This is a genomic window from Roseovarius halotolerans, from assembly GCF_900172255.1.
GTDB lineage: Bacteria > Pseudomonadota > Alphaproteobacteria > Rhodobacterales > Rhodobacteraceae > Roseovarius > Roseovarius halotolerans.
This window is the reverse complement of record NZ_FWFU01000002.1, coordinates 251,386-275,052: the sequence shown is the minus strand read 5'-3', so window position 1 is coordinate 275,052 and position 23,667 is coordinate 251,386. Positions and strand designations below refer to the sequence as shown.

The 23,667-nt window shown below is 66.0% G+C and carries 23 protein-coding genes; 6 read left to right on the top strand and 17 right to left on the bottom strand.

The window, feature by feature from the left end:
* Nucleotides 1-11: 11 nt before the first annotated feature.
* From ROH8110_RS08335 to ROH8110_RS08310, 6 genes are all read right to left on the bottom strand, one after another.
* A complete protein-coding gene (locus ROH8110_RS08335; protein ID WP_085817304.1) occupies nt 12-2,030 on the bottom strand; it encodes a M3 family metallopeptidase in 2,019 nt (672 codons plus the stop codon).
* The gene (locus ROH8110_RS08330) at nt 2,027-3,100 is read right to left on the bottom strand and encodes a HesA/MoeB/ThiF family protein (protein ID WP_085817303.1); all 1,074 of its coding nucleotides are present in this window, start codon (nt 3,098-3,100) and stop codon (nt 2,027-2,029) included. Before ROH8110_RS08330 ends, ROH8110_RS08335 begins: the two co-directional genes overlap by 4 nt.
* Nucleotides 3,100-3,564, bottom strand: a complete 465-nt coding sequence (gene dut / locus ROH8110_RS08325) for a dUTP diphosphatase (RefSeq protein WP_085817302.1) — start codon at nt 3,562-3,564, stop codon at nt 3,100-3,102. Before dut ends, ROH8110_RS08330 begins: the two co-directional genes overlap by 1 nt.
* A 37-nt stretch (nt 3,565-3,601) precedes the next feature.
* A complete protein-coding gene (gene coaBC / locus ROH8110_RS08320; RefSeq protein ID WP_085817301.1) occupies nt 3,602-4,804 on the bottom strand; it encodes a bifunctional phosphopantothenoylcysteine decarboxylase/phosphopantothenate--cysteine ligase CoaBC in 1,203 nt (400 codons plus the stop codon).
* A gap of 72 nt (nt 4,805-4,876) precedes the next feature.
* Nucleotides 4,877-5,656 carry a ChaN family lipoprotein gene (locus ROH8110_RS08315; RefSeq protein WP_085817300.1) on the bottom strand — a complete coding sequence of 260 codons (780 nt, stop codon included), beginning with the start codon at nt 5,654-5,656 and terminating at the stop codon, nt 4,877-4,879.
* The gene (locus tag ROH8110_RS08310; RefSeq protein WP_085817299.1) at nt 5,653-6,534 is read right to left on the bottom strand and encodes an RNA polymerase factor sigma-32; all 882 of its coding nucleotides are present in this window, start codon (nt 6,532-6,534) and stop codon (nt 5,653-5,655) included. The genes ROH8110_RS08315 and ROH8110_RS08310 overlap by 4 nt, the downstream gene beginning before the upstream one ends.
* Nucleotides 6,535-6,640: 106 nt before the next feature.
* Between ROH8110_RS08310 and cobU the strand changes: the two genes are divergently transcribed.
* Both cobU and ROH8110_RS08300 read left to right on the top strand, forming a co-directional pair.
* The gene (gene cobU / locus ROH8110_RS08305) at nt 6,641-7,162 is read left to right on the top strand and encodes a bifunctional adenosylcobinamide kinase/adenosylcobinamide-phosphate guanylyltransferase (RefSeq protein ID WP_085817298.1); all 522 of its coding nucleotides are present in this window, start codon (nt 6,641-6,643) and stop codon (nt 7,160-7,162) included.
* On the top strand, nt 7,159-7,731 hold the full coding sequence (locus tag ROH8110_RS08300) for a histidine phosphatase family protein (RefSeq protein ID WP_085817297.1): 573 nt from the start codon (nt 7,159-7,161) through the stop codon (nt 7,729-7,731). Before cobU ends, ROH8110_RS08300 begins: the two co-directional genes overlap by 4 nt.
* Nucleotides 7,732-7,758: 27 nt before the next feature.
* Here the strand turns inward: ROH8110_RS08300 and dapA are convergent, their stop codons facing one another.
* The gene (dapA, locus tag ROH8110_RS08295) at nt 7,759-8,634 is read right to left on the bottom strand and encodes a 4-hydroxy-tetrahydrodipicolinate synthase (RefSeq protein WP_085817296.1); all 876 of its coding nucleotides are present in this window, start codon (nt 8,632-8,634) and stop codon (nt 7,759-7,761) included.
* Nucleotides 8,635-8,791: 157 nt separating this feature from the next.
* Here dapA and ROH8110_RS08290 point away from each other — a divergent pair, with 157 nt between their 5' ends.
* Nucleotides 8,792-10,768 (top strand): lytic transglycosylase domain-containing protein, encoded by a 1,977-nt coding sequence (locus ROH8110_RS08290; RefSeq protein WP_085817295.1) that lies wholly within the window; start codon nt 8,792-8,794, stop codon nt 10,766-10,768.
* Here ROH8110_RS08290 and ROH8110_RS08285 read toward each other — a convergent pair.
* Together ROH8110_RS08285 and mnmC2 are read right to left on the bottom strand one after the other, a co-directional pair.
* Nucleotides 10,765-11,646, bottom strand: coding sequence for a DMT family transporter (locus ROH8110_RS08285; protein WP_085817294.1), 882 nt, complete (start codon nt 11,644-11,646; stop codon nt 10,765-10,767). The two genes, ROH8110_RS08290 and ROH8110_RS08285, sit on opposite strands and share 4 nt — an antisense overlap.
* Nucleotides 11,643-12,317: a tRNA (5-methylaminomethyl-2-thiouridine)(34)-methyltransferase MnmC2 gene (gene mnmC2, locus ROH8110_RS08280; RefSeq protein ID WP_085817808.1), complete on the bottom strand. Its 675-nt coding sequence runs from the start codon at nt 12,315-12,317 to the stop codon at nt 11,643-11,645. The genes ROH8110_RS08285 and mnmC2 overlap by 4 nt, the downstream gene beginning before the upstream one ends.
* A 130-nt stretch (nt 12,318-12,447) precedes the next feature.
* Between mnmC2 and ROH8110_RS08275 the strand changes: the two genes are divergently transcribed.
* Entirely contained in the window at nt 12,448-13,479 is a 1,032-nt protein-coding gene (locus ROH8110_RS08275) for an NAD(P)/FAD-dependent oxidoreductase (RefSeq protein WP_085817807.1), read from the top strand.
* Between the two features lie 628 nt (nt 13,480-14,107).
* On the opposite strand, the gene ROH8110_RS08270 is transcribed toward ROH8110_RS08275, so the two are convergent.
* The 7 genes from ROH8110_RS08270 to ROH8110_RS08240 all read right to left on the bottom strand — a co-directional run bounded on the left by ROH8110_RS08270 (nt 14,108) and on the right by ROH8110_RS08240 (nt 21,116).
* Nucleotides 14,108-14,902: an HTD2 family dehydratase gene (locus ROH8110_RS08270; protein WP_085817293.1), complete on the bottom strand. Its 795-nt coding sequence runs from the start codon at nt 14,900-14,902 to the stop codon at nt 14,108-14,110.
* A 56-nt stretch (nt 14,903-14,958) separates the two neighbouring features.
* Nucleotides 14,959-15,498 (bottom strand): NADPH-dependent FMN reductase, encoded by a 540-nt coding sequence (locus ROH8110_RS08265; RefSeq protein WP_085817806.1) that lies wholly within the window; start codon nt 15,496-15,498, stop codon nt 14,959-14,961.
* A 161-nt stretch (nt 15,499-15,659) separates the two neighbouring features.
* Nucleotides 15,660-16,565: a LysR family transcriptional regulator gene (locus ROH8110_RS08260; RefSeq protein ID WP_085817292.1), complete on the bottom strand. Its 906-nt coding sequence runs from the start codon at nt 16,563-16,565 to the stop codon at nt 15,660-15,662.
* Between the two features lie 149 nt (nt 16,566-16,714).
* Nucleotides 16,715-18,742 (bottom strand): NADPH-dependent 2,4-dienoyl-CoA reductase, encoded by a 2,028-nt coding sequence (locus ROH8110_RS08255; RefSeq protein ID WP_085817291.1) that lies wholly within the window; start codon nt 18,740-18,742, stop codon nt 16,715-16,717.
* 177 nt (nt 18,743-18,919) lie between these two features.
* Nucleotides 18,920-19,786 carry a branched-chain amino acid aminotransferase gene (locus ROH8110_RS08250; protein ID WP_085817290.1) on the bottom strand — a complete coding sequence of 289 codons (867 nt, stop codon included), beginning with the start codon at nt 19,784-19,786 and terminating at the stop codon, nt 18,920-18,922.
* 151 nt (nt 19,787-19,937) lie between these two features.
* The gene (locus tag ROH8110_RS08245; protein ID WP_085817289.1) at nt 19,938-20,423 is read right to left on the bottom strand and encodes a VOC family protein; all 486 of its coding nucleotides are present in this window, start codon (nt 20,421-20,423) and stop codon (nt 19,938-19,940) included.
* 111 nt (nt 20,424-20,534) lie between these two features.
* A complete protein-coding gene (locus ROH8110_RS08240; RefSeq protein WP_085817288.1) occupies nt 20,535-21,116 on the bottom strand; it encodes a VOC family protein in 582 nt (193 codons plus the stop codon).
* A 164-nt stretch (nt 21,117-21,280) separates the two neighbouring features.
* Here ROH8110_RS08240 and ROH8110_RS08235 point away from each other — a divergent pair, with 164 nt between their 5' ends.
* Nucleotides 21,281-21,838: a L,D-transpeptidase gene (locus tag ROH8110_RS08235; protein ID WP_085817287.1), complete on the top strand. Its 558-nt coding sequence runs from the start codon at nt 21,281-21,283 to the stop codon at nt 21,836-21,838.
* Nucleotides 21,839-21,861: 23 nt separating this feature from the next.
* Here ROH8110_RS08235 and trpS read toward each other — a convergent pair whose 3' ends face one another.
* Nucleotides 21,862-22,887, bottom strand: coding sequence for a tryptophan--tRNA ligase (gene trpS / locus ROH8110_RS08230; protein ID WP_085817286.1), 1,026 nt, complete (start codon nt 22,885-22,887; stop codon nt 21,862-21,864).
* A 75-nt stretch (nt 22,888-22,962) separates the two neighbouring features.
* On the opposite strand from trpS, the gene ROH8110_RS08225 reads away from it, so the two are divergent.
* The gene (locus ROH8110_RS08225; RefSeq protein WP_085817285.1) at nt 22,963-23,652 is read left to right on the top strand and encodes a rhomboid family intramembrane serine protease; all 690 of its coding nucleotides are present in this window, start codon (nt 22,963-22,965) and stop codon (nt 23,650-23,652) included.
* Nucleotides 23,653-23,667 lie beyond the last annotated feature (15 nt).

Sequence of the window (23,667 nt, the reverse complement as noted above, 5' to 3'; positions counted from 1 at the left end):
GGCTGATCGGCTCAGTCCGCAGCCACCAGTCCGCGCCCGCGCAGCAGCGCATCGACCCCCGGCATCCGCCCGCGAAACGCGGTATAGAGCGCCTCGGGCTCGGCCGCGCCGCCGCGTGACAGGATATGGCGCTCAAGCGCTGCGGCGCGCTCGGGGTCGAACGGCCCTGCGCCCTCCTCGAAGGCGGCAAAGGCGTCTGCATCCATGACCTCGGACCATATGTAGCTGTAATAACCGCTGGCATAGCCATCGCCCGAGAACACATGCGCGAATTGCGGCGTCGCGTGGCGCATGGTGATCGCCTGCGGCATCCCGATCGCCTTCAGTACCTGCGCCTGCTCGGCCATCGGATCATCCGGCGCATCCGTCCTGTGAAACGCCAGGTCCACCAGCGCCGATGCCAGGTATTCGACCGTCTGGAACCCCTGGTCGAAATGCGCCGCGCCCAGCAGCTTGTCGCGCAATTCATGCGGCATCGGCGCGCCGGTGCGATAATGGCGCGCATGGGCCTCCAGCACCTCGGGCACGTCCAGCCAATGCTCGAACAGCTGGCTTGGCAGTTCGACGAAATCGCGCGCCACCGAGGTGCCCGCGATGCTCTCATAGCGCACATCCGACAACAGGTGATGCAGCGCATGTCCGAACTCGTGAAACAGCGTGCGCGCATCGTCAAAGCCCAGAAGCGCCGGGTCGCCCTTGGCGAAATTGCACACGTTGATCACCACCGGCCCCTGCGCCTGCGGCACCTTGGCCTGCGCGCGCATCGCCGAACACCACGCGCCCGACCGCTTGGAGCCGCGCGCGAAATAATCGCCGATGAACACGCCCACATGATGCCCGTCGCGCGTCACCTCCCAGGCTCTGCAGTCGGGGTGGTAAAGCGGGATGTCCAGCGGCTCGAATTCCAGCCCGAACAGCCGGTTCGCAACACCGAACGCCGCCTCGATCATGCCCTCGAGCGAAAGGTAAGGCTTCACCGCCGCCTCATCGAGGTCATGCTCGGCCTGCCTGCGCCGCTCCGCGTAATAGCGCCAGTCCCAGGGGCGCAAGTCGTCGTTCACGCCATCGTCCTGCATCATCCGCGTCAGGATCTCGGCATCCGCCTCGGCCTGCGCGCGCGCCGGCGCCCAGACCTCCATCAGCAGCGCCTCGACCCGCTCGGGCGTGCCCGCCATCTCGGTTTCCAGCTTGAACGCCGCGAAACTCTCATAGCCCAGCAGCCCCGCGCGTTCCTCGCGCAGTTTCAGGATCTCACCGGCGATGGCGCGGTTGTCGCTTGCGCCACCATTCGCGCCGCGCGCCGCCCAGGCGTGAAACGCCCGCTCGCGCAGATCGCGCCTTGGCGAGAATTGCAGGAACGGCACGATCAACGAGCGCGACAGCGTGATCACCGGGCGCGCGCGGCCCATCTCCTGCCCGGCCTCGCGTGCCGCCGCGATCAGGAAATCCGGCAACCCTGCCTGCGCATCTTCGTCCAGCTCCATGACCCACCCGGCCTCGTCCGCCAGCAGGTTCTGCGTGAACGCCGTGCCCAGCTCCGCCAGCCGCGACATGATCGCGCCCATCCGCTCCCTGGCGTCGCCCTCCAATGCCGCGCCCGCCCGCAGGAACCGCCGCCGCGTCAGCATCAGAAGCCGCATCTCCTCGTCATCAAGGCCCAGCTCGTCACGCTCCGCCCACAAGGCCTCGATGCGCCGCATCAATGCCTTGTTGCCCGTCACTTCCAGCGAATAGGCCGCCAGCCGCGGCCCGAAATCGCGCTGCAATGCCTGGCGCGCCGGGTTGCTGTCAGCGCCCGCCACACTGAAGAACGCCGCCAGCACCCTGGTCAGCGCCGCCCCGCTCGCCTCCAGCGCCTCGATCGTGTTGTCGAACCGCGGCGGCTCCGGGTTTCCGGCGATCTCGTGCAGTTCGGCGCGCGCCATCTCCAGCGCTTCGTCGAAGGCCGGGGCGAAATGCGCATCCTCGATCCTCTCGAAGGGCGCGATTCCGAACGGTCCGTCCCAATCTTCCAGCAGCGGGTTACTCATGCTTTGGCGTCCTTGTCCTGCAACGGCCCGCAAACCGGGCAATCTTCGCGCCGGTGCAGCGCGATCTTTCGCGTCTCGCCCCACAGCGCGTCATGGATCAGCATCTCGCCCAGCAACGGCTGACCGGCCCCCGCGATCAGCTTGATCGCCTCCCCGGCCATCATCGCGCCCATGACCCCCGGCAGCGGCCCCAGCACGCCCGCCTCGGCACAAGAGGGCGCCAGACCCTCGGCAGGGCGCTCGGGAAAGATGCATTGGTAACAGGGCGTGCCGCGCGCCGGGTCGAAAATGCTGAGCTGCCCCTCCCATTGCGACATCGCCCCCGAAATCAACGGCTTGCCCGCCGCCGCGGCGGCCTCGTTTGCCAGGTAGCGCGTGTCGAAATTGTCGCTCCCGTCAAGGATCACGTCATACTCGGCGAACAGTTCGGCGGCGATTTCTGCGCTCAGCCGACGCTGATAGGGCCGCACCACCACGGCCGGATTCTGCGCCTGCATCGCCTCCATGGCCGATTGCACCTTCGGCCGCCCGATATCGGCATCGCGATGGATCACCTGCCGCTGAAGGTTGGAATTCTCGACCATATCGTCATCGATCACCCCGATCGTGCCCACGCCCGCCGCCGCCATGTACAAAAGCGCCGGCGATCCAAGCCCCCCCGCGCCAATCACCAGCACGCGCGCCTCCTTCAGGGCCTTCTGCCCAGGCCCGCCCAGCTCCCTCAGAACGATATGGCGCGCATAGCGCTCCAGCTCCGCCTCGCTGAACAGCCCCCTGCGCGCGGATGTCGCGGATGTCTCGCCCGCCTCCCGCGCCACCGCCCGGTGGCGCAACCGGCGCAGCACCGACGCGTAAACCAGCCCCAGCGCCACGAACCCGCCCAGGATCAGCCAGAGCGCGGCACTTTCCCCCGTCGCCATGCGCAGCGGATGCCCCGGCGGCAACAGAAGATGCAGCAGCACCACCGCCGCCCACAGAAACCCGATCATGCCCCATCTCAGGCGCCTTGGCGCGCCCATCGCCCAGCCCACGCCCCACAGCGCCCCGGCCATGACCAGCACCAGCGCCATCAGACGCGCCCCGTCGATCCGAACCCGCCTTCGCCCCGCGCGGTGTCCTCCAGTGCCTCGACCGCCTCGAACCGGGCCTGCACCACCGGCGCAACCACCATCTGCGCGATCCGCGCGCCATGTTCGATGTGAAACGCCGCCTCGCCCGCATTCATCACGATCACACCCAGCGGCCCGCGATAATCGCTGTCGATCGTGCCGGGGCTGTTGGGCAGCGTGATCCCGTGGCGCAGCGCCAGCCCGGAACGCGGCCGCAGCTGTACCTCGTAGCCTTGCGGAATCGCCAGCCTCAGCCCCGTCGGCACCAGTGCCCGCGCCCCCGGCGCCAGCGTCACGCCCTCGGCGCGCGCCTCGGGTGCGAAATTGGCCCGCAGGTCGGCCCCCGCCGCCCCCTCTGTCTCATAGGAGGGCAGGCCAAGCGTCCGGTCCGCGCCTTCTTCCCAAACGAATGCGATCAGGACCATGCCCGTCCTTTCATCGTTCCACAAATACTCAAGATCCTCACCCCAGCGTCTGGGCGATCCGCTCGGCCAATCTCGAGGCGACCTCGGCTTTCGTCATGCGCGGCCAGCTTTGCGCGCCTTCGGAATCGATCAGCGTCACGGCATTGTGCGCCCCCCCCATGATGCCGGTGGCGTGGCTCACGTCATTGGCCAGGATCCAGTCGCACCCCTTGCGCTTGCGCTTGGCGGTTGCGTTGTCGATCACGTCATCGGTCTCGGCGGCAAAGCCGATCACCAGGGCGGGGCGGCCCTCATTCATCTGGCTCACGCGGGCCAGGATGTCGGGGTTCTCGGCGAATTCCAGCACCGGCAGCCCGCCCTTCTCCCCCGGCTGTTTCTTCATCTTGCTGTCGCTCGCGCTCGCTACGCGCCAATCGGCCACGGCGGCGGCAAAGACCGCCGCGTCCACCGGCAACGCGGCCTCGACTGCCGCCAGCATCTCCTGCGCGGTCTCGACCCGCTTGACCTCGACATCCTCGGGTGGGGCCGCATCGGCGGGGCCGGTCACAAAGACCACCTCGGCGCCCAGTGCGCGCAGCGCCTTCGCGATGGCCGTGCCCTGCGCCCCCGATGAGCGGTTGGCGATATAGCGCACGGGGTCGATGGGCTCATGGGTGGGGCCGGAGGTGACCAGCACCCGCTTGCCCGCCAAAGGCCCGCCCACCAGCGCGCGTTCCACCGCCGCGACGATCTCCAGCGGTTCGGACATCCGGCCGGGGCCGAACTCGCCACAGGCCATGTCGCCCTCGCCAGGGCCGATCAGGCCGATCCCGTCGCCCTTCAGCGTGGCGATATTGCGCGCAGTCGCGGGATGTTCCCACATCCGCACATTCATCGCCGGGGCCAGCAGCACCGGCGTATCGGTCGCCAGCAGAAGGGTCGACGCAAGGTCATCCGCATGTCCGCCCGCCATCTTCGCCATCAGGTCTGCGGTGGCCGGGACGACGACAATCAGGTCGGCGCTGCGGCTCAGCTCGATATGGCCCATCTCGGCCTCGTCGGTCAGGTCGAAAAGGTCGGTGTAGACCTTGCGCCCCGCCAGCGCCGAGACCGACAGCGGGGTGACGAACTCCGCGCCCGCGCGGGTCAGAACCGGGGTCACCTCCGCGCCGCGCTCGCGCAGGCGGCGGATCAGGTCCAGCGCCTTGAAGGCGGCGATGCCGCCGCCGATGATCAAGAGGATGCGTTTGGATGCCAGCATGGCGCGTTCCCGTTCCGGTTCCGGTCAGACCCGCGTGACACTAGGCGCGCGGCGGCGGGCTGACAAGGCCGCTCAGCCGCCCTTGGCGAAAGCCGCGCAGGGGTCTTCGCGTTCGACCATAGGCGACGACAGCACCTCGTCGAAGCCGCCATCCAGCGCCCGCCCGTCCTCGGTCTGGCCGATCACCCTGACTTCGAGACCGGGCGCGACGCGCGCAAGATAGGATGGCACACCCCAGTCGCGCCGCGCATGGCCATTGCCGGTGATCACCGCCACCGGCCCGCCCGTGGCCTCGATGGCGCGCATCACGCCAAGCGCCAGTTCCGCATCGCGCAGGCGCTGCACCGCCACCATGCCCGGCAGCACCGCCTCGGGCAGGGCGTCGCAATGCGCTTCCATCTGCATGGCCTCGCGCGTCGCCTGCTCTTCCTTGGGCAGCGGGTCCGTCAGCCCATAGGCCGCAGCATCGCCCGAAAAGACCGCGCCGGGACCATCCTCGAACACCTTGCGCGCCGCTTCGCGCGGCACCTGCGCGCCAAAAATGCGCGCCTCGGGAGCCGCGGTGAAGATCGGGTGGTAATAGCCGAAATCGGGCCAGCCCGACGCTTCCCAGTCAAGCGCCTCGGCAAGTGCCGCGCGATCCCGCCGGTTGTCCTGCGTCACCGCATCGGCCTGTTCCGGCGTCAGCATCTCGAAGACCAGCGCCCTGGGTGCGAATGCGGCCACCATATCCGCCTGCGCCTCGTGATGGGCAGGGTTGTCATGCACCTCGCCCAGGATCAGCACGTCCTGGGCCAGGGCGGCAACTGAGGTAAGGCCAAGCGCCAGCGCGGCGGCAAACAGGGTTTTCATGCGAGCAGGCTTTGCACCTCTCCGCCGTGGCGTTCAAGATGCTTTCGCATCTTCTGGAACGCCGCCGATTCCAGCTGGCGCACCCGTTCCTTGGAAAGGCTCAGCTCCTGCCCGAGGCTTTCCAGCGTGCGGGGGGCATCGCGCAGCTTGCGTTCACGCACGATGAAGCGCTCGCGTTCATTGAGGATCTGCATCGCCTCGCGCAGCCAGTCGCGCAACGCGCCAAGGTCGTGATCGCGCTCGACCAGCTCGTCGCCGCGCGGCCCTGCATCCTCGATCGTGTCGATCCATTCGCGGCCCTCATCCTCGGCGGATTGCGTCGCGTTCAGCGAAAAGTCACTGCCCGACAGGCGCCCTTCCATCATCTCGACATCGCGCAGCGGCACACCCACCTCGCGCGCGATCGTCTCGCGCAGCTGGTGCCCGTCCAGTTCCTCGCCCCGCGCCATCGCCTCGCGTTCGATGCGGGCCTGCACCCGGCGCATGTTGAAGAACAGGGATTTCTGGCTGCTGGTCGACCCGGTGCGCACCATCGACCAGTTGCGCATCACGTAATCCTGGATGCTGGCCTTGATCCACCAGACCGCATAGGTCGAGAACCTGACGCCACGGTCGGGGTCGAACTTGTCGGCCGCCTTCATCAGGCCCAGCCCGGCCTCCTGGATGAGGTCGTTCATCGGCGCGCCGTATCGCTTGAACTTCGCCGCCATCGAGATCGCCAGCCGCATATAGGCGTTGATCAGACGGTGCAGGGCCTCTTCGTCGCGCTGGTCGCGCCACGCATAGGCGAGTTTCAACTCGGTCTCGGCATCCAGCAATTCGGCGCGCATCGCCTTGCGTGACATGCTGCTGCTGCCATGAGGTGCATCAAGTGCCATATTGGCTCTCCAACCTGTCGGGCCGCGGTGTGTTTGGTCCTTTTGCGGTCTGTCAGGAGCTGTTACGCAGAACCGACCATATCAGATCAAAATGGGAACGAAATAGATGCTTCCCCGGTTCACGTTTATTTTAGGAGGCGCGGCCAGCGGCAAGACCGCCTTCGCCGAATCCCTTGTTTCGGGCGCCGGACGCGGCTGCGTCTATGTCGCCACCGCCGAGGCCCATGACGACGAGATGCGCGACAAGATCGCCCGCCACCGCGCGTTGCGCGGGCAGGGGTGGCGCACCATCGAGGCACCGACCGACCTGGGGCACGCGCTGGCCTCCATCGGTGGCGATCAGGCGGTGCTGATCGACTGCGCGACCATGTGGCTCAGCAATCACCTTCTAGCGGACAGCGACCTGGAACAGGCCGAGGCCGAACTGATGGCGGGCCTTGCGCTTTGCGCTGCGCCGGTGGTGATCGTCTCGAACGAGCTGGGCCTCTCCGTGGTGCCCGAAAACGCGCTGGCACGCCGCTTTCGCCAGCTTCAGGGCGAACTGAACCAGAAACTCGCCGCCAGGGCCGATCTGGTGGTCAATGTGGTCGCGGGCCTGCCGCAGGTGCTCAAGGGCACGCTGCCATGAGTCGGGTGCACTGGGTCCGCCACGGGCCGACCCACGCCAGGGCGATGGTCGGCTGGTCCGACCTGCCCGCCGATCTGAGCGACAGCGCGCGTATCGCGCGGCTTGCGGCGCATTTGCCCGCCGGGGCGCTGGTCGTGTCCTCGGACCTTCAGCGCGCCAGCGCCACCGCCGATGCCATCGCGGGCGACCGGATGCGGCTGCCGCATGACCCGGACCTGCGCGAAATCAATTTCGGCGACTGGGAATTGCAGGCCTTCGACAGCGTCCCCGATCAGGACCGGCTGCGCGCCTTCTGGGACGAGCCGGGCGATGCCTCTGCGCCCGGCGGCGAAAGCTGGCATCAGGTCACGGCCCGCGTCAATCGCGCCATCGCCCGCCTGCGCGCCGCCCATCCGGGCCGCGACATCATCGCCGTCGCCCATTTCGGCGCGATCCTGACACAGCTGCAACAGGCGCTGCGCGTCTCCGCCTACGAGGCGTTTTCCCACAAGATCGACAACCTGTCCGTGACCGAACTGCACTGGCAGGGCGATGGCTGGCAGGCGCAGCGGATCAACCACCTGCCCTGAACGCGCCTTCTGCGCGCCCGTCCGGCCTCAGTTCATCAGCCCCGCATGGCGCAGCCCGTCATCCACCAGCGCGCGTGTCGGATCGCTCAGACCGATCAGCGGCGAGCGCACCTCCTCGCTGCACAGGCCCAGCCGCGACATGGCGTATTTCACGCCCACCAGCCCCGGCTCGGTAAAGATCGCCCGGTGCAGCGGCATCAGCCGGTCCTGCAATTCCAGCGCCTTGGCGTAATCGCCTTCCAGCGTGGCTTTCTGCACCTCTGCCACCAATCGCGGCGCGACATTCGCCGTGACCGAGATGACCCCGGTGCCGCCCTGCGCGTTGAAACCATGCGCGGTGGCGTCCTCGCCCGAGATCTGGATGAAATCCTTGCCGCAGGAGATGCGTTGCAGGCTCACGCGCGCCAGGTCGCCGGTCGCGTCCTTCACCCCGATGATGCGCGGCAGCTGCGCCAGCTTGCCCATGGTCTCGGGGGTCATGTCCACCACCGAGCGGCTGGGAATGTTGTAGATGATGATCGGCAGGTCGCAGCAATCATGCAGCGCCGTGAAATGCGCGATCATGCCCTGCTGCGTGGGCTTGTTGTAATAGGGCGTCACCACCAGCGCGGCATCCGCGCCCACCGATTTCGCGTGCTGCATGAAGCGGATCGATTCCAGCGTGTTGTTGCTGCCCGCCCCGGCGATGACCGGGATGCGCCCGTTCACCGCGCGCACCACTTCCTTAACGACGCATTCGTGCTCTTCATGGGTCAGGGTCGGGCTTTCGCCGGTCGTGCCCACCGGGACAAGGCCGTTGCTGCCTTCGCCGATATGCCATTCGACAAGTTTCTTGAGCGTGTCCAGATCCAGCTCGCCGTTCTTGAACGGCGTGACCAGGGCAGGAAAAGATCCTTTGAACATGACACGCTCCTTTCGTTTCGCTTGCGGGCGATTGAACCCGCCCTAATTCTTGCCGCGCGGACCCTAGCGGGATGCCGCCGGGCTGCCAAGTTTGTGAATGGACGGTTGGGCCGCACATGCATAGGCTGGCGCTGTCTATCCTTCGCCAAAGCGGGAAATGCAAGAGATGTTGCGCGGTCTTGGCCTTGTAATCTGGATTGTCGGTGCGATCGCCGGGATGGTTTCGGCCGGGGTTGCCGCCGATGCGCCGCGCCCGCTGGCCAGCGCCTTTCACGCCATGAAGGCCGACCGCTGGGACGTGGCCGCGCGTCTGGCCGCGCGCGACGGCCCCGCCGCATCCGCACTGATCGAATGGTATCGGCTCAGCGCCGGGAACGGCTCGGCCGAAGAGATCCTCGCCTTTCTCGAGGCCCATCCCGACTGGCCCGGCCTCGATTACCTGCGCCGCCAGAGCGAAGAGACCATAAGCGAGGCCAGCGATGCCCAGATTCTCGCCTTTTACGATAACGGCGTGCTGGCGCAGACCGGAACCGGCGCGCTCAGCCGGGCGCGTGCGCTCTACGCCGATGATCGCCCCGGCGAGGCCGAGGCGACATTGGCGCTGGCCTGGCTGACGATGGACCTGAGCGAAGAAGAACACACCGCCTTCATCGACGCCCACGGCCCGATGCTTGAACCCCATCACGAAGCGCGCTTCGACATGACGCTCTGGCGCGGCCTGCGCGACGCCGAACAGATGGCGCCGCTCGTCTCCGAGGACCGCCGCCGCGTCGCCAGGGCGCTCCGGATGATCGAGGATGGCGACAGCGGGCTCGATGCCTATCTCGACGGACTGCCCGACGCCCTGCGCGCCGATCCGCTGATCAACCACGCGCTCTTCAACCGCCATATCGACCGGGGCCGCAGCGATGAAGCCATCGCTGTGATCCTGCGCCAGAGCCGCGCCGATGCGGGCCTTGGCGAACCCGAACGCTGGGCGGGCTGGCGGCGCTACCTTGCGCGCGCCAAGATGCGCGATGGCGACCCGCAGACCGCCTATGCGCTCGCCTCCCAGCACCGGCTGGTTCAGGGCGCCTCCTTCGCCGATCTCGAATGGCTCTCGGGTTACATCGCCCTGCGCTACCTCGAGGACCCCGACCTCGCGCTTGACCATTTCCAGCGGTTTCGCGGCGCGGTGGATACACCCATTTCGCTTGGGCGTGCCGGTTACTGGCTGGGACGCGCGCTCGAAGCGGCAGGCGATTCCGAAGCCGCCGCCATCGCCTATGCGCAGGGCGCCGATCACCAGACCAGCTTTTATGGCCTCCTTGCCGCCGAACGCGCCGGTCTGCCCGCCGACCCGGACCTTGCGGGGGATGAAACCTTCCCCGACTGGCGCGCCGCGCCCTTCGCCGATACGCCGCTCTACAAGGCGGCCGTGCTGGCGCTGGCGGCGGGCGAGCTCAATCTGGCCGAACGCTTCTTTACCCATCTCGCAGAGTCACAGGATCGCACCGGCCTCGGTCAGATGGGCGCAATGGCGCAGGATCTCGGGCAGCCGCATCTTCAGGTGATGTTGGGCAAGACCGCCGCCCAGCGCGGCATCACCCTGCCGGGGCCGTATTACGCGCTGCACCCGATGGCCGAAATGGATCTCGCCGCGCCGATGGAACTGGCTCTCTCGATCGCACGCCGCGAAAGCGAATTCGATCATCGCGTGGTCAGCGGCGCGGGCGCGATGGGGCTGATGCAGCTCATGCCCGGCACCGCATCCGACATGGCGCGCGAACTCGGGCTCGGCGATCACAGCGCCTCGCGCGTGCTCAATGACTGGCGCTACAACGCCCGGCTCGGCTCGGCCTACCTGGCCGGGCTCGCCGCGCGTTTCGGCGGCAACGTGGTGCTGATGTCAGCGGGCTACAATGCCGGGCCGGGGCGCCCGATGACATGGATGGAAGACCGGGGCGACCCGCGCGCCGATGATATCGACGTGGTCGACTGGATCGAACACATCCCCTTCCGCGAAACCCGCAACTACGTCATGCGCGTCGCCGAAAGCCTGCCCATCTACCGCGCCCGCCTTGGCCGCCCGCCCCATCCCGTGCCGTTTACCCAGGAACTGAAAGGCGCCACGCTGCTGCCCCCCTCGGACTAGCGCGCCGCCTTCTTCTGCCGCTGGCGCTGCCGCCAGAGCGTGAACAGACCCGCACCCACGATCAGCGCCGCGCCAAAGGCCACATTGGCGCGGATCGTCTCGCCGAACACCACCAGCCCCAGCGCGCTGGCGAAGACCAGTTGCAGATAGGCGAAGGGCTGCACCGAACTGGCCTCGGCCACCTCGTAGCATTTGATCAGCGTGAAATGCCCCAGCGCCCCGGTCACGCACAAAAGCGCCATCCAGCCCCAGTCGGGGGCGATCATCGGCTCCCAGAACCAGGCGCCCACCGCCGTCATCGCCACCGACCCCACCGTGCCGGTCCAGAAGAACGAGGTCGCCGCACTGTCCTTTCGCGCCACATAGCGCGTCAAAAGCCCGTAAAGCGCGAACATCAGCGCCGCCATCAGGGGCACCACAGCCTGCGGCTGGAACACCCCGAAACCGGGCTCGAGGATGATGACCACCCCGACAAACCCGACCCCGATCGCCGCCCATCGCCGCCAGCCCACGCTTTCACCCAGCACCGGGCCGGACAGCGCCGCGATCAGCAGCGGGTAACAGGCGAAGACCGCGTGGCTTTCCACAAGCCCCAGCAGGGTGAAGCCGAAGATCATGACGCAGATCTCCGCCACCAGCAGCACCGCGCGGAACCCCTGCACCAATGGCTGCGCAGTCGCCGCCGCCGCGCGCAACCCGCCCGCCTTGCGCGCCGCCACCGTCATGACGAAGGCGGCAAAGAACCAATAGCGGATCATCACCACCATCAGCACGTTGTATTCCCCCGCCAGATGCCGCGAGATCCCGTCCTGCACCGCAAAGATAAAGGTCGTGACCACCATCAGCATGATGCCAAGGCGGGTGTTCTGTTCGGTCATCGGGTGCCTTTCCGGGCGCGTGTCATATGCCTCTTGCGCCCGTATCCCGGAACCCGCTCGACTGCAAACCCCGCCGCCTCCAGCCCCCTTCGCACGAACCCGGCGGCGGTATAGGTCGCCGCCGTTCCATCCGCTGCCGTATGGTTCTCGACCGCCCGCATCAAACCGACATCCCAAAGCTCCGGGTTCTTCGCGGGCGAGAACCCGTCGAGGAACCAGGCATCGGCCTTGCCCTCCCATGCGGGCAGGGTCTCGCGCGCATCGCCCACGATCAGGCGAAACTCCAGGTCCGGCAGGGTGATCTTGCGCGCGCCGCTGCGCCAGTGACCGGCCAGCGCCTCGGCGATCCCCGACAGTTCGGGAAACGCCGCCTGCGCGCGGATCATGTCATCGGCGCGCATCGGATAGGCCTCGAAGCTGGTAAAGCGCAGCACGCCGCCGATCCCCGCCGCGCGCCACGCCGCGACAGAGGCCAGCAGGTTGAGCCCGGTGCCGAACCCCAGCTCCGCCACATGGAACCCGTCGCGAAACCGCTCCGGCAGGTCATTGCCCGCCAGGAACACATGCCGCGTCTCGGCCAGCCCGTCCTCGAGGCTGTAATACGGGTCCTCGAACCGTGTCGAGACCGGCACGCCGCCGTCGCGCCATTCCAGATCGGCCGTTTCAGTCATGCCTCGTCCCGGATCGTCCTTGCTGATGGCGCGCGGGCGCATCTATCTGCCGCACCGCGCCTGCCATGGGCACGGGCGCCAGCCTGTGCCATAACGCCGCCGACAATGCAGGGCGCAAAAGGGAATGGCAATGGTCGACGTGACGGTGATGGGCGCAGGCATCTTCGGCCTCTCGGTGGCCTGGTCTTGCCTTCAGCGCGGCGCAAGCGTGCGGGTGATCGACCCCAACGGACCGGGGCAGGGCGCCTCAAACGGGGTGGTCGGCGCGCTCGCCCCGCATGTGCCGGAAAACTGGAACGACAAGAAGGCGTTCCAGCTTGAAAGCCTGCTCATGGCCGCACCCTTCTGGGCCGAGGTCCAGACGGTCTCGGGCCTCTCTCCGGGCTATGCGCGCCTTGGCCGCCTGCAACCCGTCGCCGACGACCGTGCGCTCGAACTCGCACAGGCGCGCGCCATCAATGCACAGACCCTCTGGCAGGGGCAGGCCGACTGGCAGGTGATCCGCGCCGACGGGCTTGACTGGGCGCCGCTGACCCCGACCGGCTGGCTGATCCGCGACACGCTCAGCGCCCGCATGCACCCCCGTCAGGCGGGCGCGGCCCTCACGGCCGCCATCCGCGCCAGGGGCGGCGCGGTGCTGACCACGGGCAAGGCGTCGGGCGCCGTGGTCTGGGCCACCGGAATCGCCGGGCTCGAGGAACTGAACGCCCATCACCACCGCATCGTCGGCAACGCCGTCAAGGGGCAGGGCGCGGTGCTCGACTTCGCCGCGCCCGTTCAGCCACAGCTTTTCGCCGACTCGATCCATGTGATCCCCCACGAGAACGGCACCACCGCCATCGGCTCCACCTCCGAGCGCGACTTCGACGACCCCTCCGCCACCGATGCGCTGCTCGATGACGTGATCGCCCGCGCCCGCGCGGCGGTGCCCGCCCTCTCCGACGCCCCGGTGATCGGCCGCTGGGCCGGCCTTCGCCCGCGCACCCGCTCACGCGCGCCGATGCTTGGGGCGCATCCAATCCATCAAGGGCAGTTCATCGCCAATGGCGGCTTCAAGATCGGCTTCGGCATGGCCCCCAAGGTCGGGCAGGTGATGGCCGACCTCGTGCTCGACGGAGTCGACACCATCCCCGAGGGCTTCCGCCCCGAGGCGTCTCTCTGATCCGGTGCATCTTCGCGGCGCCTTCGGCTCGATTCCGCGACGGGGGAGGCGATGTGTCGACCTCGACATTCGTGCATAGCGCTTCATTGGCGGGAGGTTAGGTACGATGGGGCGAAGACCGTACCTTCGCTGCCGGAAGACCTAACGCCTGCTATGCGGACTTTGCTGTCGTTGGGTGCAGGCCGCCGCGCATCGCCGGGCCGCCCCCCGGGCACGGCGATTTGGCTGATCTTGGCGCAGGTTCGCAGGTTCGGGGACTTGGCTGGGATAACATGCCAGATCACCAGCGTCGGATCGCCGAACCGCGGCCCGACGCTGCACGGCTCGTAAACCGCGCCACAAAGGGCTCACTGCTGGCGTTCGGTGCAACACGCCCGAATGACATCTTTGGCCGGTCGGGCCATTCAGCCAGGCGCGTCGAGCAATGCTTCGCCCCCCACGCTCAACTGAAAATCAGCCCCCTCCACCGAAGCACCGAGGGCGCACCAGATCCAGCCCAAAAACCGACGCCAGACTCCACGCCCCAAGCACCGGATTCCCCCCGGATTCCGCGATCTGTACAGAACTTTCCGCGACGGCCCCGGTTTCGGTACAAAACCAACGTACAAAACGGACGTTTTGTACGCTCTCAACCGGCCTTGGCCTCCATGCATTGCCGTCCGTCCGGGCCGCGCACCCAGGCGCTGCCATCGACCTTCCAGCAGAGCTCCGCCGCCTCGAAATGCATCAGCGGCGCGGTCGCCCGGAAGGCGAAGGTCTTGAGCGTCCCAAGCTCGCGCTCTGCCAGCAGCATCAGCAGTTGCGCCAGCAGCGGGCCATGCACCACAAGCCCGGCGTAACCCTCGATTTCCTTCGCATAATCAACGTCATAGTGAATTCGGTGCCCGTTGAATGTCAGCGCGGAATAGCGAAAGAGCAGGGTCGTGTCGAAGCTGCGCGTTTCGCAGATATCCTCGTCCGTCCGCGCCATTTTCGGCGTGCTTGGCGGTGCATTCGGGTCCGGATCCTCGCGATAGACAAGGTCCTGCCAGTCGGTCACGCAGAGCCTGTCCCCCTGCCAGATCTCATGACGCAGCGCGACAAAGCCCAACGGCCCGCTCCGCCCCGTCTTGCGTTCCGAATTTTCCTTGTAAGTCAAGCGCTTGGCGGGTTCTCCGGCGCGCAACGGCGCGTGAAATTCCAGCCGTCCTCCGGCCCACATTCTGCGCGGCAGGCCCATGTCCGGGATCACCCCGCCCACCTTCGGATGCCCATCTCTTCCAAGCATTTCAGGGGTTTGCGGCTCCCAGAAATACAATTGATGGAAAAACGGCGGCAACGCATCGCCCGCCCCAAGGTCAGGTATCTGCCCCAGGCTCGCCTGCATCGCCCGCCCCCGCGCCGGATCGATCATGTCGGAAATGGTTTGCTTCGGATCACTCATCGCGCTTCGCCAAGTTATTGATTTCGCTTTTTAAATGACGATATGACGGTGCGACGTCAACCGGTTTCCGCGCGCAGTGCCTCCATTTTCCCGGCCAGAACCTTGCGATACTGCTCATTGTTCAGCCTACCCTCGTCGTCGAATTCATCCCCTGCCGACGCCACGCAGAGCATCGGTCCGTGCAACACGCGCGCCTGCAGCGGCACAAGGCAGCTCATCACCATGAACTGCCCCGTCTCGCCCCCCGTGCGCCCGGCATTGGCCGACATCACCACCGTCGGCCTGCCCTTGAACGGCATCCCATCGACCCGGCTGATCCAGTCGAACGCGTTCTTCAGAACCCCGCTGATCCCCTTGTTGTATTCGGGTGAAGAGATGACGATCGCATCCGCAGTTTTTACTTTGTTTGCAAGCGTTTCAACGGCGTCGGGCACACCCTTCTCCGCCTCCAGATCGCCATCGTAAAGCGGCAGGTTCAGATCGCCCTCGTCGATCGTCGCAGGCCCGAAGGCCGCTACAGCCTCGCGCAAGAGCATGCGGTTGTAAGAGCCTTTGCGCAGCGAGCCAGAGATCGTCAGCAGCGTGGGGTTGCCCATGAAATGTCCTTTCATCACCGGAATGTCCCGAGGAGTCTGGCACATTCACCCGCCAAGACAACCGCTCTTGCCGCACAATGCCTGTTTGCGACCGATCAAAGCAGAAACCCCGGACGCGGTTGCATCCGGGGTTGATGATTTTGTCTATTCTACAGAACGACTTACCAGTCGTTGGGGCCCTTGTCCGCAAAGGCATGCACGAGGAAGTCGATGAACGCGCGCACCTTGGGCTGCGTGAACCGGCCCGGCGGATAAACCGCGTAAATGCCCTGCGTTTCGACGGGGAGATCGGGAATGACATCCTCGACCAGCCCTTCCTGCATCGCCGTCGCGTAAAGGAAGCTGGGCAGATAGGCGATCCCGAGCCCCGAGATCGCGGCGTTGAGCAGCGATTGCCCGTCATTCACGGAAAGCCCGCCAGCCGTTCTTACCTGCCGCTTTTCGCCCGATGGCGCGGTCAGCTTCCACACCGACCCGTTGGTCTGGCTGGAATAATGCAGCAGCTTGTGCTCGTTCAGGTCGTCGATCTTCTTGGGCCGGCCATAGCGCTCAAGGTAGGCGGGGCTGGCGATCATCCGCTTCGTGGTGTCGGTCAGCTTGCGCGCACGCAGGGTGCTGTCCTCCAGCTCACCGATCCGCACCGCCATGTCGAACCCTTCCGAAATCAGTTCCACATAGCGGTTGTTAAGCACCATGTTGACCGAAATATCGGGGAATTCCTCAAGAAACGTACCCAAGACCGGGCTGAGATGATTGACGCCGAAATCGGTTGCCACAGAGATGCGCAGCAAACCCGAAGGTGCCGATTGCATCGAACTGACCAGTGCATCGGCCTCTCCCGCATCATTGAGAACCCGCAGCGCGCGGTCGTAATAGGCCAGGCCGATCTCGGTCGGGCTGACCCGTCGTGTGGTCCGGTTCAGCAGGCGCGCCCCAAGACGCGCCTCCAGGGACGAAACATGCTTTGAGACAGCCGATTTCGAGATTCCCATCTTGCGCGCAGCGTCGGTGAATCCTCCTTGATCCACGACAGTGGCGAAGGCCTCCATTTCGGTCAGGCGATCCATACTCGATACCTCTATTCGTTTGACAGGAAACCTTATCAGCGGAAATTCGGGCACAACTGCGGCATCGGACCGACAATATCTGGGTTTTGTTCAGGATCGTTCGTGGCATGGAAACAAGAGAACAGACGTTTCCGTTTCCGCGACCAGGCTCAGAGCGTCGCCGCCAACCGCGTACCCTGATCGATGGCCCGCTTGGCGTCGAGTTCGGCGGCCACGTCGGCGCCGCCGATCACATGCACCGCGATCCCCCGCGCTTCCAATGCGTCCGCCAGGCTGCGTTCCGACACTTGCCCGGCGCAAAGCACGATGGTGTCGGCCCCGATCAGGTCGGGCGTCTCGTGCGCTTCGCCGTGAGTGATATGCAACCCCTCGGAGTCGATGCGTTCATAGTTCACGCCGCTCATCATCTTAACCTGCTTCATGCGCAAGGTGGCACGATGAATCCAGCCCGTGGTCTTGCCAAGCCGCTTGCCGGGGCGTTCGTCCTTGCGTTGCAGCAGCGTGACCTGACGGGCAGGGGCCTCGGGGCGGGGGCCTTCGGGAGCCAGACCACCGCGCGCCTCGGCAGGATCGCCAACGCCCCATTCCTCTTTCCATTCCGGCAGGTCCACGGTGGGGCTGCTTCCTTCCTGGACCAGGTATTCCGCCACATCGAAGCCTATACCACCGGCACCGACAACGGCCACGCGCTTGCCCACCTGCGCCTTGCCGCGCAGGACGTCGACATAGGAGAGCACATTCGACCCCTCCTGCCCCGGAATGCCCGGATCGCGAGGCAGGACGCCGGTGGCGATGATCACCTCGTCAAAGCCCGCAACGTCGTCGGCGCCAACGCGCTGACCGAGTCTCAGCGTGATGTCATGTTCGCGCATCATCGTGTCGAACCAAGCGACCAGGCCGTGGAACTCTTCCTTGCCGGGGATTTCGCGCGCCATGTTCAACTGCCCGCCGATGCGGTCGGCCTGATCGAACAGGGTCACCGCATGACCCCGCGCCGCGGCGGTCATCGCTGCCGAAAGTCCGGCAGGTCCGGCGCCGACGACACCGATGGATTTCGGACGGTCAGTCGGGGTGACCGTCAGTTCTGTCTCATAGCAGGCGCGGGGATTGACCAGGCAGGTCGAGATCTTGCCGCTGAATGTATGGTCGAGGCAGGCCTGGTTGCAGGCGATGCAGGGCGCGATCGTGTCAGCGCGCCCGTCGGCTGCCTTTTTCACGAAATCAGGGTCGGCCAGGAAGGGGCGCGCCATCGACACCATGTCGGCGCAGCCCTCGGACAGGACCTGTTCAGCCACCTCGGGCGTGTTGATCCGGTTCGAGGTGATGACCGGGATGCCGACCTTGCCCATCAGTTTGCGGGTGACCCATGTGAAGGCCGCGCGCGGGACGGATGTGGCGATGGTGGGGATGCGCGCCTCGTGCCAGCCGATCCCTGTATTGATGATGCTGGCCCCGGCCTCCTCGACAGCCTGCGCCAGTTGGACCACCTCGTCGAAGGTCGAGCCCTCGGGCACGAGGTCGATCATCGACAGCCGGTAGATCAGGATGAAATCGCTGCCCACGGCCGCGCGGACGCGGCGCACCACTTCGACGGGGAGGCGCATGCGGTTTTCGTAAGCGCCGCCCCAGCGGTCGGTGCGCTTGTTGGTGTGGGTGACGAGGAACTGGTTGAGGAAATAGCCCTCGCTGCCCATGATTTCGACCCCGTCGTAACCGGCCTCGCGGGCGCGGGCGGCGGCGGTGACGATATCAGCGATCTGTTTCTCGATTCCCGCCTCGTCCAGCTCCTTGGGGGGGAAAGGCGATATCGGCGACTTGACGGGGGAGGGCGCGACGCAATCGGGGCTGTAGGCATAGCGGCCGGCATGCAGGATCTGCATAGCGATCCGCCCGCCCGCGTCATGCACGCGGTCGGTGACCCGGCGGTGGTTGGCGATGTCCTGATCGGTGTAAAGTCCTGCCGCACCTGGAAAAACCCCGCCTTCGGGATTGGGGGCCATGCCCCCCGTGACCATCAACCCGACGCCGCCGCGGGCGCGGGTGGCGTAGAATTCGGCGACGCGGTTCCAGTCTTTCGTTTCCTCGAGCCCGGTATGCATGGAGCCCATGAGAACGCGGTTCCTGAGTGTCACATGGCCCAGGTCGAGCGGGGCGAGAAGGTGGCTGTATTGGGTCATGGCGGCCTCCGGTATTTGTCGGGCAGGATGGCTGGACGGGCCGAGAATGTCACCCGGAACGCTGCGTTAAGCTGGCGACCGGACGTTTGCGGGGTCCAGCCCGCAACGGTGTCGGCAGCGGTTCGGTATCGCGTCGGTCCGACGTCGGTATGACGTCGGTATTGCCGGCGGCCGGATTCAGCGCGCCGAGGCGGCCCAGTCCCAGTACATTTCCTGCACGCGCCGGGTCAGCGGGCCGACCTGATATCGGGTATCGTCAAAGGCGGTGACAGGCGTCACTTTCATCATGTTGCCCGAGAGAAAGACTTCGTCGGCATCGTGAAAGTCCTGGAAGCTCATCACGGTCTCATGGACCTCGACCCCGTCGGCGCGCAGGTTCCGGATATGGCGTGCGCGGGTGATCCCCGACAAGAACGTGCCGTTCGGGACCGGTGTGAACACGGCGCCATCCTTTACCGCGAAGACATTGGCGGTGGCGGTCTCGGCGACATTGCCGAGCGCGTCGGCGACCAGCGCATTGCCAAATCCGCGCGCCTGCGCCTCGGCGATCATCCGGGCGTTGTTGGGATAGAGGCAGCCCGCCTTGGCGTTGACCACGGCGTCTTCGAGAACGGGGCGGCGAAAGCGGGTGCGGGTGAGGGTGGTCGAACTGCCCGGCGGCGCCATCGGCGTGGCCTCGAGGCAGATGGCAAAGCCGGTGCCGCCGTCGCGGTCGGGCATGACGCCAAGCGGGCCGCCGCTGATCGACCAGTACATCGGGCGGATATAGACCGCGGTTTGAGAATCGTAGGCGGCAAGCCCCTCTTGGATGATCTGCACCATGTCTTCGGGCGCAACCGTCGGCTTGATCATCAGCGCCTCGGCGGAGGCGTTCACCCGCGCGCAATGCAGGTCGAGATCCGGGGTCAGCCCATGCGCATAGCGCGCGCCGTCGAAGACCGTGGTGCCGAGCCAGGAACCATGATCGGCCGCGCGCATCACCGCAAGGTCGCCATCATGCCATGCGCCATCGAAATAGGTGCGGATATCGGTGCCGACTGCCATCTTCGTCCTCCTGTTCAGCGCGCGCAGCCTAGGCCGGTTGCGCGGGAGGGTCCAGAGCCCTTCAGCGAGGGAGTGGCGCGCCAATGGCGCGCGCGGGAGCGAGGGGCCAGCCCCTCGCGCTCCCCGGGATATTTTCAAACAGAAGAAGGGGTCAGGGGGCCTCGGCGAGCAGCGCGTCAAGATCGAGCGGGCTGTTGGTCATCGCAAGCTGGCCGTCGGGATCGCGCGGCCAGTCCTCTGGCGGGCGGTCGCGGTAGAGTTCGATGCCATTGCCGTCGGGGTCGCGCAGATAGAGCGCTTCGCTGACGCCATGATCGGCGGCGCCGTCAAGCGAAAGGTCGACGGCGAGGACGCGGCGCAGCGCATCGGCGAGCTGCGCGCGGTCGGGGTAGAGAATCGCCGCATGGTAAAGGCCGGTATGGCCCTTGGGCGCGGGTGTGGCGCCAAGCGAGTCCCAGGTGTTGAGAGCGATATGGTGGTGATAGCCGCCCGCGCCGAGGAATGCGGCGCGGGCGCCCCAGCGTTGCTGGACGGGGAAGCCGAGCACGCCTGAATAAAAGCCGATCGCGCGGTCGAGATCGGCGACCTTGAGATGGACGTGCCCGATCCGGGCTTCGGGGTGAATATCCGTGGTCATGGCGGGGCCTCTGCATCTGTGCGGTTGATGCAGGAGATGGGCATCCAGGGGCCGCATGCGCAATTGCGCAGAATCAGGCAGGGGCTGTGCCAAGGCGCACAGATGACGCGGTCAGTAGGGATCCTGCGGGCTGCGATCCGATGACAGGCTTTGCTGGCGCGCGGTCACGAGATGTTCGATCGCGTCCGCGAGGTGTATTTCGGCGATATGATGGTCGCCGCGCGCCACCCGGATGCGGTGCGCCTCGATCATGACATCGGCATGGCTGCACCCGAATGGGGGTTCGAACCGGTAGCAGGCCAGTTCGATCAGGAGGCCCATCGGGTCCTTGAAATAGATCGAATCCATGAAGCCCCGGTCCTTGGGGCCTGAATGGCCGATGCCGCGCTCATTGAGCCGTTCGACGGCCTGCGAGAAGCTCGCACGGCTGACATTGAAGGCCAGGTGGTGCACGCAGCCCGGATCGGTCGGGGTGCGTTTATGGACGGCCGTTCGGGTCTCGTTGGTGAAGATGGTGATCAGCCGCCCGTCGCCGGGATCGAAATAGAGATGGCCCTCGTCGGGATCGTCGAGATTGGGTTGATCGAAGATGAAGGGCATGCCGAGCACCCCTTCCCAGAAGTCGATGCTGGTCTGGCGGTCGGCGCCGGTGAGGGTGATGTGATGCACGCCTTGGGTTTGCAGTTTGCGCATGGCGGGAAACTCCTTTTTGCAAGACTAGGGCGGCGCGGCCCCGTTTCGCAAGGCGATGGGGGGCGGTGTGCTGCGCATCAACCATTTCGTGATTTGCATGTGAGCGCCGGTTTTGTGTTTTTCGCCCCAGGAAACAGGCACGAGCAGGATAAAGGAGACATGGAATGACAGCACGAGCGTTCAACCGCCGATCGATCATCGCCGGGGGCGCGGCGCTTTTGGCGGCGCCGGCCGTCTGGGCGGAACCGTCAAGCGGGGTGCGGCGCAATACCTCGGGTTTCGCGCTGCTTGACTGGCGCGATCATTTCGACACGCTGGAGCATGGCGCGATCGTGGCCGATACGCGGTCGCGCGCTCTGCACTTCTGGTCGGAGGATGAAAGCGTCTATAGGCTGTTCCCGACATCCGTGCCACGCAGCCCGGAGCTGACCAAGTTGGGCCTGACAAGGATCGTCAGGAAGGTCGAGGGTCCGTCATGGACGCCGACGCCATCCATGCGCGAGCGCGACCCGTCGCTGCCCGTCACGGTGCCGCCCGGCCCCGAGAACCCGATGGGCACCCATGCGTTGCATCTGTCCTGGCAGTATTACCGCATCCACGGCACCCATGACACGCGCAAGATCGGGCGCAAATCGTCGGATGGCTGCATCGGTCTTTACAACGAGAAGATCGCCGAGCTTTACGAGCTGACCGAGGTGGGCACGCAGGTGCGGCTGATCTGAGAGACGGGTGGCGGTGGCCCGGGTCAAACCCGGGCGCCGACCATGCCCGCGATCTCGTAGGTCTTTTGCAGGATCGGCGTTGCGATCGCCCGGGCACGTTCCGCACCGTCGGCAAGGACGCGGTCGATTTCCGAGACATCCTGCATGAGCCGGCCCATTTCGGTTGAGATCGGCGCCAGCTTGTCGACCGCGAGGTCGGCCAGCATCGGCTTGAATTCCGAGAAGGGTTTGCCGCCCGCATCGCGCATTACCTGGTCCACGCTCTGATCCGAGAGGGCTGCGTAGATATTGACGAGGTTGCGCGCCTCGGGGCGGTCCTCGAGGCCGCCGGCATCACCGGGGAGGGGCTCGGGGTCGGTCTTGGCCTTGCGGATCTTCTTGGCGATGGTGTCGGCATCGTCGGTGAGGTTGATGCGGCTCATGTCCGAGGGATCGGACTTCGACATTTTCTTGGTGCCGTCGCGCAGGCTCATGACCCGCGTGGCGGCGCCTTCGATCACCGGCTCGGTGATCGGGAAGAAATCGACGCCGTAATCGTTGTTGAACTTGATCGCGATGTCGCGGGTCAGTTCGAGATGCTGTTTCTGGTCTTCGCCGACCGGGACGTGGGTGGCGTGATATACAAGGATGTCGGCGGCCATCAGCGCCGGGTAGCCGAAGAGCCCGAGGCTGGCCTGTTCGGCATTCTTGCCGGCCTTGTCCTTGAACTGGGTCATGCGTTTCATCCAGCCCATGCGCGCGACGCAGTTGAACACCCAGGCCAGTTGCGTGTGCTCGGGCACCTGGCTCTGGTTGAAGAGGATGGACTTCTGCGGATCGATCCCGGAGGCGATGAAACCGGCCGCGAGTTCGCGGGTGGCGCGGCGCAGTTTCTGGGGCTCCTGCCAGACGGTGATGGCATGCAGGTCGACCATGCAGAAGATCGACTCGACGCCTGCGTTCTGGCTGTTGGCGAAGCGTTTGAGCGCGCCAAGGTAGTTGCCGAGCGTCAGGTTTCCCGAAGGCTGGATCCCCGAAAAGACGCGGGGGGTGAAGACCGGCTCGGTCATGGCTCATCTCCGTGGTGGATTTCCGTGCCAGCCTCGCTTACCCATGGGTCAAAGCCCCGTCAAGGAGAGCGCCACATGAGCAGTCCCCGTTCAGACCGTCCGGTCAACCCCTTGCCGCCCGTCGTGGTGGCATTGTTCCTCGTGATCATCGGCATAGAGGCCGTTTTCAACCTGGGTGCGCGCGGCCTGATCGGTGGCCCCGAGGCGGTCGGGTGGCGGCAGGGTGCGATCCAGGATTACGGGTTCAACAGCGATATTTTCGGCTGGATGGTGCAGAACAACGTCTGGCCGATGACGCATGTGAAGCGGTTCGTGACCTATCTGTTCCTGCATGGCTCGTTCACGCATGCGCTGTTTGCCGGGGTGATGCTGCTGGCGTTGGGAAAGTTCGTGGGCGAGGTCTTTGCGCAATGGGCTGTGCTGGTGCTGTTCGTGACGTCGGCGGTGGTGGGTGCCGTGGTGTTCGGGCTGGCGATGCCCGAGCAGCAGCGCTGGCTCATCGGGGCGTTTCCGGGGGTTTACGGGCTGATCGGGGGGTTCACCTATCTCATGTGGCTCAAGCTGGGGCAGATGGGCGCTCAGCAGTTCCGGGCTTTCAGCCTGATCGGGGTGCTGATGGGACTGCAGCTGGTCTTTGGCCTGATCTTCGGGGCGAACCGGATGTGGCTGGCGGATGTGGCCGGGTTTGCCGCCGGGTTCATCCTGTCGTTTTTCCTGGCGCCGGGTGGCTGGGCGCGGATTCGCGCCAAGATCCGCCACCGCTGAGCGAGACCGGACCCC

Bases quoted from the DNA above. Each gene is read 5' to 3' on its own strand.
- ROH8110_RS08335 (WP_085817304.1), bottom strand. From the start codon at position 2,030: ATGAGTAACCCGCTGCTGGAAGATTGGGACGGACCGTTCGGAATCGCG.
- ROH8110_RS08330 (WP_085817303.1), bottom strand. From the start codon at position 3,100: ATGGCGCTGGTGCTGGTCATGGCCGGGGCGCTGTGGGGCGTGGGCTGG.
- dut (WP_085817302.1), bottom strand. From the start codon at position 3,564: ATGGTCCTGATCGCATTCGTTTGGGAAGAAGGCGCGGACCGGACGCTT.
- coaBC (WP_085817301.1), bottom strand. From the start codon at position 4,804: ATGCTGGCATCCAAACGCATCCTCTTGATCATCGGCGGCGGCATCGCC.
- ROH8110_RS08315 (WP_085817300.1), bottom strand. From the start codon at position 5,656: ATGAAAACCCTGTTTGCCGCCGCGCTGGCGCTTGGCCTTACCTCAGTT.
- ROH8110_RS08310 (WP_085817299.1), bottom strand. From the start codon at position 6,534: ATGGCACTTGATGCACCTCATGGCAGCAGCAGCATGTCACGCAAGGCG.
- cobU (WP_085817298.1), top strand. From the start codon at position 6,641: ATGCTTCCCCGGTTCACGTTTATTTTAGGAGGCGCGGCCAGCGGCAAG.
- ROH8110_RS08300 (WP_085817297.1), top strand. From the start codon at position 7,159: ATGAGTCGGGTGCACTGGGTCCGCCACGGGCCGACCCACGCCAGGGCG.
- dapA (WP_085817296.1), bottom strand. From the start codon at position 8,634: ATGTTCAAAGGATCTTTTCCTGCCCTGGTCACGCCGTTCAAGAACGGC.
- ROH8110_RS08290 (WP_085817295.1), top strand. From the start codon at position 8,792: ATGCAAGAGATGTTGCGCGGTCTTGGCCTTGTAATCTGGATTGTCGGT.
- ROH8110_RS08285 (WP_085817294.1), bottom strand. From the start codon at position 11,646: ATGACCGAACAGAACACCCGCCTTGGCATCATGCTGATGGTGGTCACG.
- mnmC2 (WP_085817808.1), bottom strand. From the start codon at position 12,317: ATGACTGAAACGGCCGATCTGGAATGGCGCGACGGCGGCGTGCCGGTC.
- ROH8110_RS08275 (WP_085817807.1), top strand. From the start codon at position 12,448: ATGGTCGACGTGACGGTGATGGGCGCAGGCATCTTCGGCCTCTCGGTG.
- ROH8110_RS08270 (WP_085817293.1), bottom strand. From the start codon at position 14,902: ATGAGTGATCCGAAGCAAACCATTTCCGACATGATCGATCCGGCGCGG.
- ROH8110_RS08265 (WP_085817806.1), bottom strand. From the start codon at position 15,498: ATGGGCAACCCCACGCTGCTGACGATCTCTGGCTCGCTGCGCAAAGGC.
- ROH8110_RS08260 (WP_085817292.1), bottom strand. From the start codon at position 16,565: ATGGATCGCCTGACCGAAATGGAGGCCTTCGCCACTGTCGTGGATCAA.
- ROH8110_RS08255 (WP_085817291.1), bottom strand. From the start codon at position 18,742: ATGACCCAATACAGCCACCTTCTCGCCCCGCTCGACCTGGGCCATGTG.
- ROH8110_RS08250 (WP_085817290.1), bottom strand. From the start codon at position 19,786: ATGGCAGTCGGCACCGATATCCGCACCTATTTCGATGGCGCATGGCAT.
- ROH8110_RS08245 (WP_085817289.1), bottom strand. From the start codon at position 20,423: ATGACCACGGATATTCACCCCGAAGCCCGGATCGGGCACGTCCATCTC.
- ROH8110_RS08240 (WP_085817288.1), bottom strand. From the start codon at position 21,116: ATGCGCAAACTGCAAACCCAAGGCGTGCATCACATCACCCTCACCGGC.
- ROH8110_RS08235 (WP_085817287.1), top strand. From the start codon at position 21,281: ATGACAGCACGAGCGTTCAACCGCCGATCGATCATCGCCGGGGGCGCG.
- trpS (WP_085817286.1), bottom strand. From the start codon at position 22,887: ATGACCGAGCCGGTCTTCACCCCCCGCGTCTTTTCGGGGATCCAGCCT.
- ROH8110_RS08225 (WP_085817285.1), top strand. From the start codon at position 22,963: ATGAGCAGTCCCCGTTCAGACCGTCCGGTCAACCCCTTGCCGCCCGTC.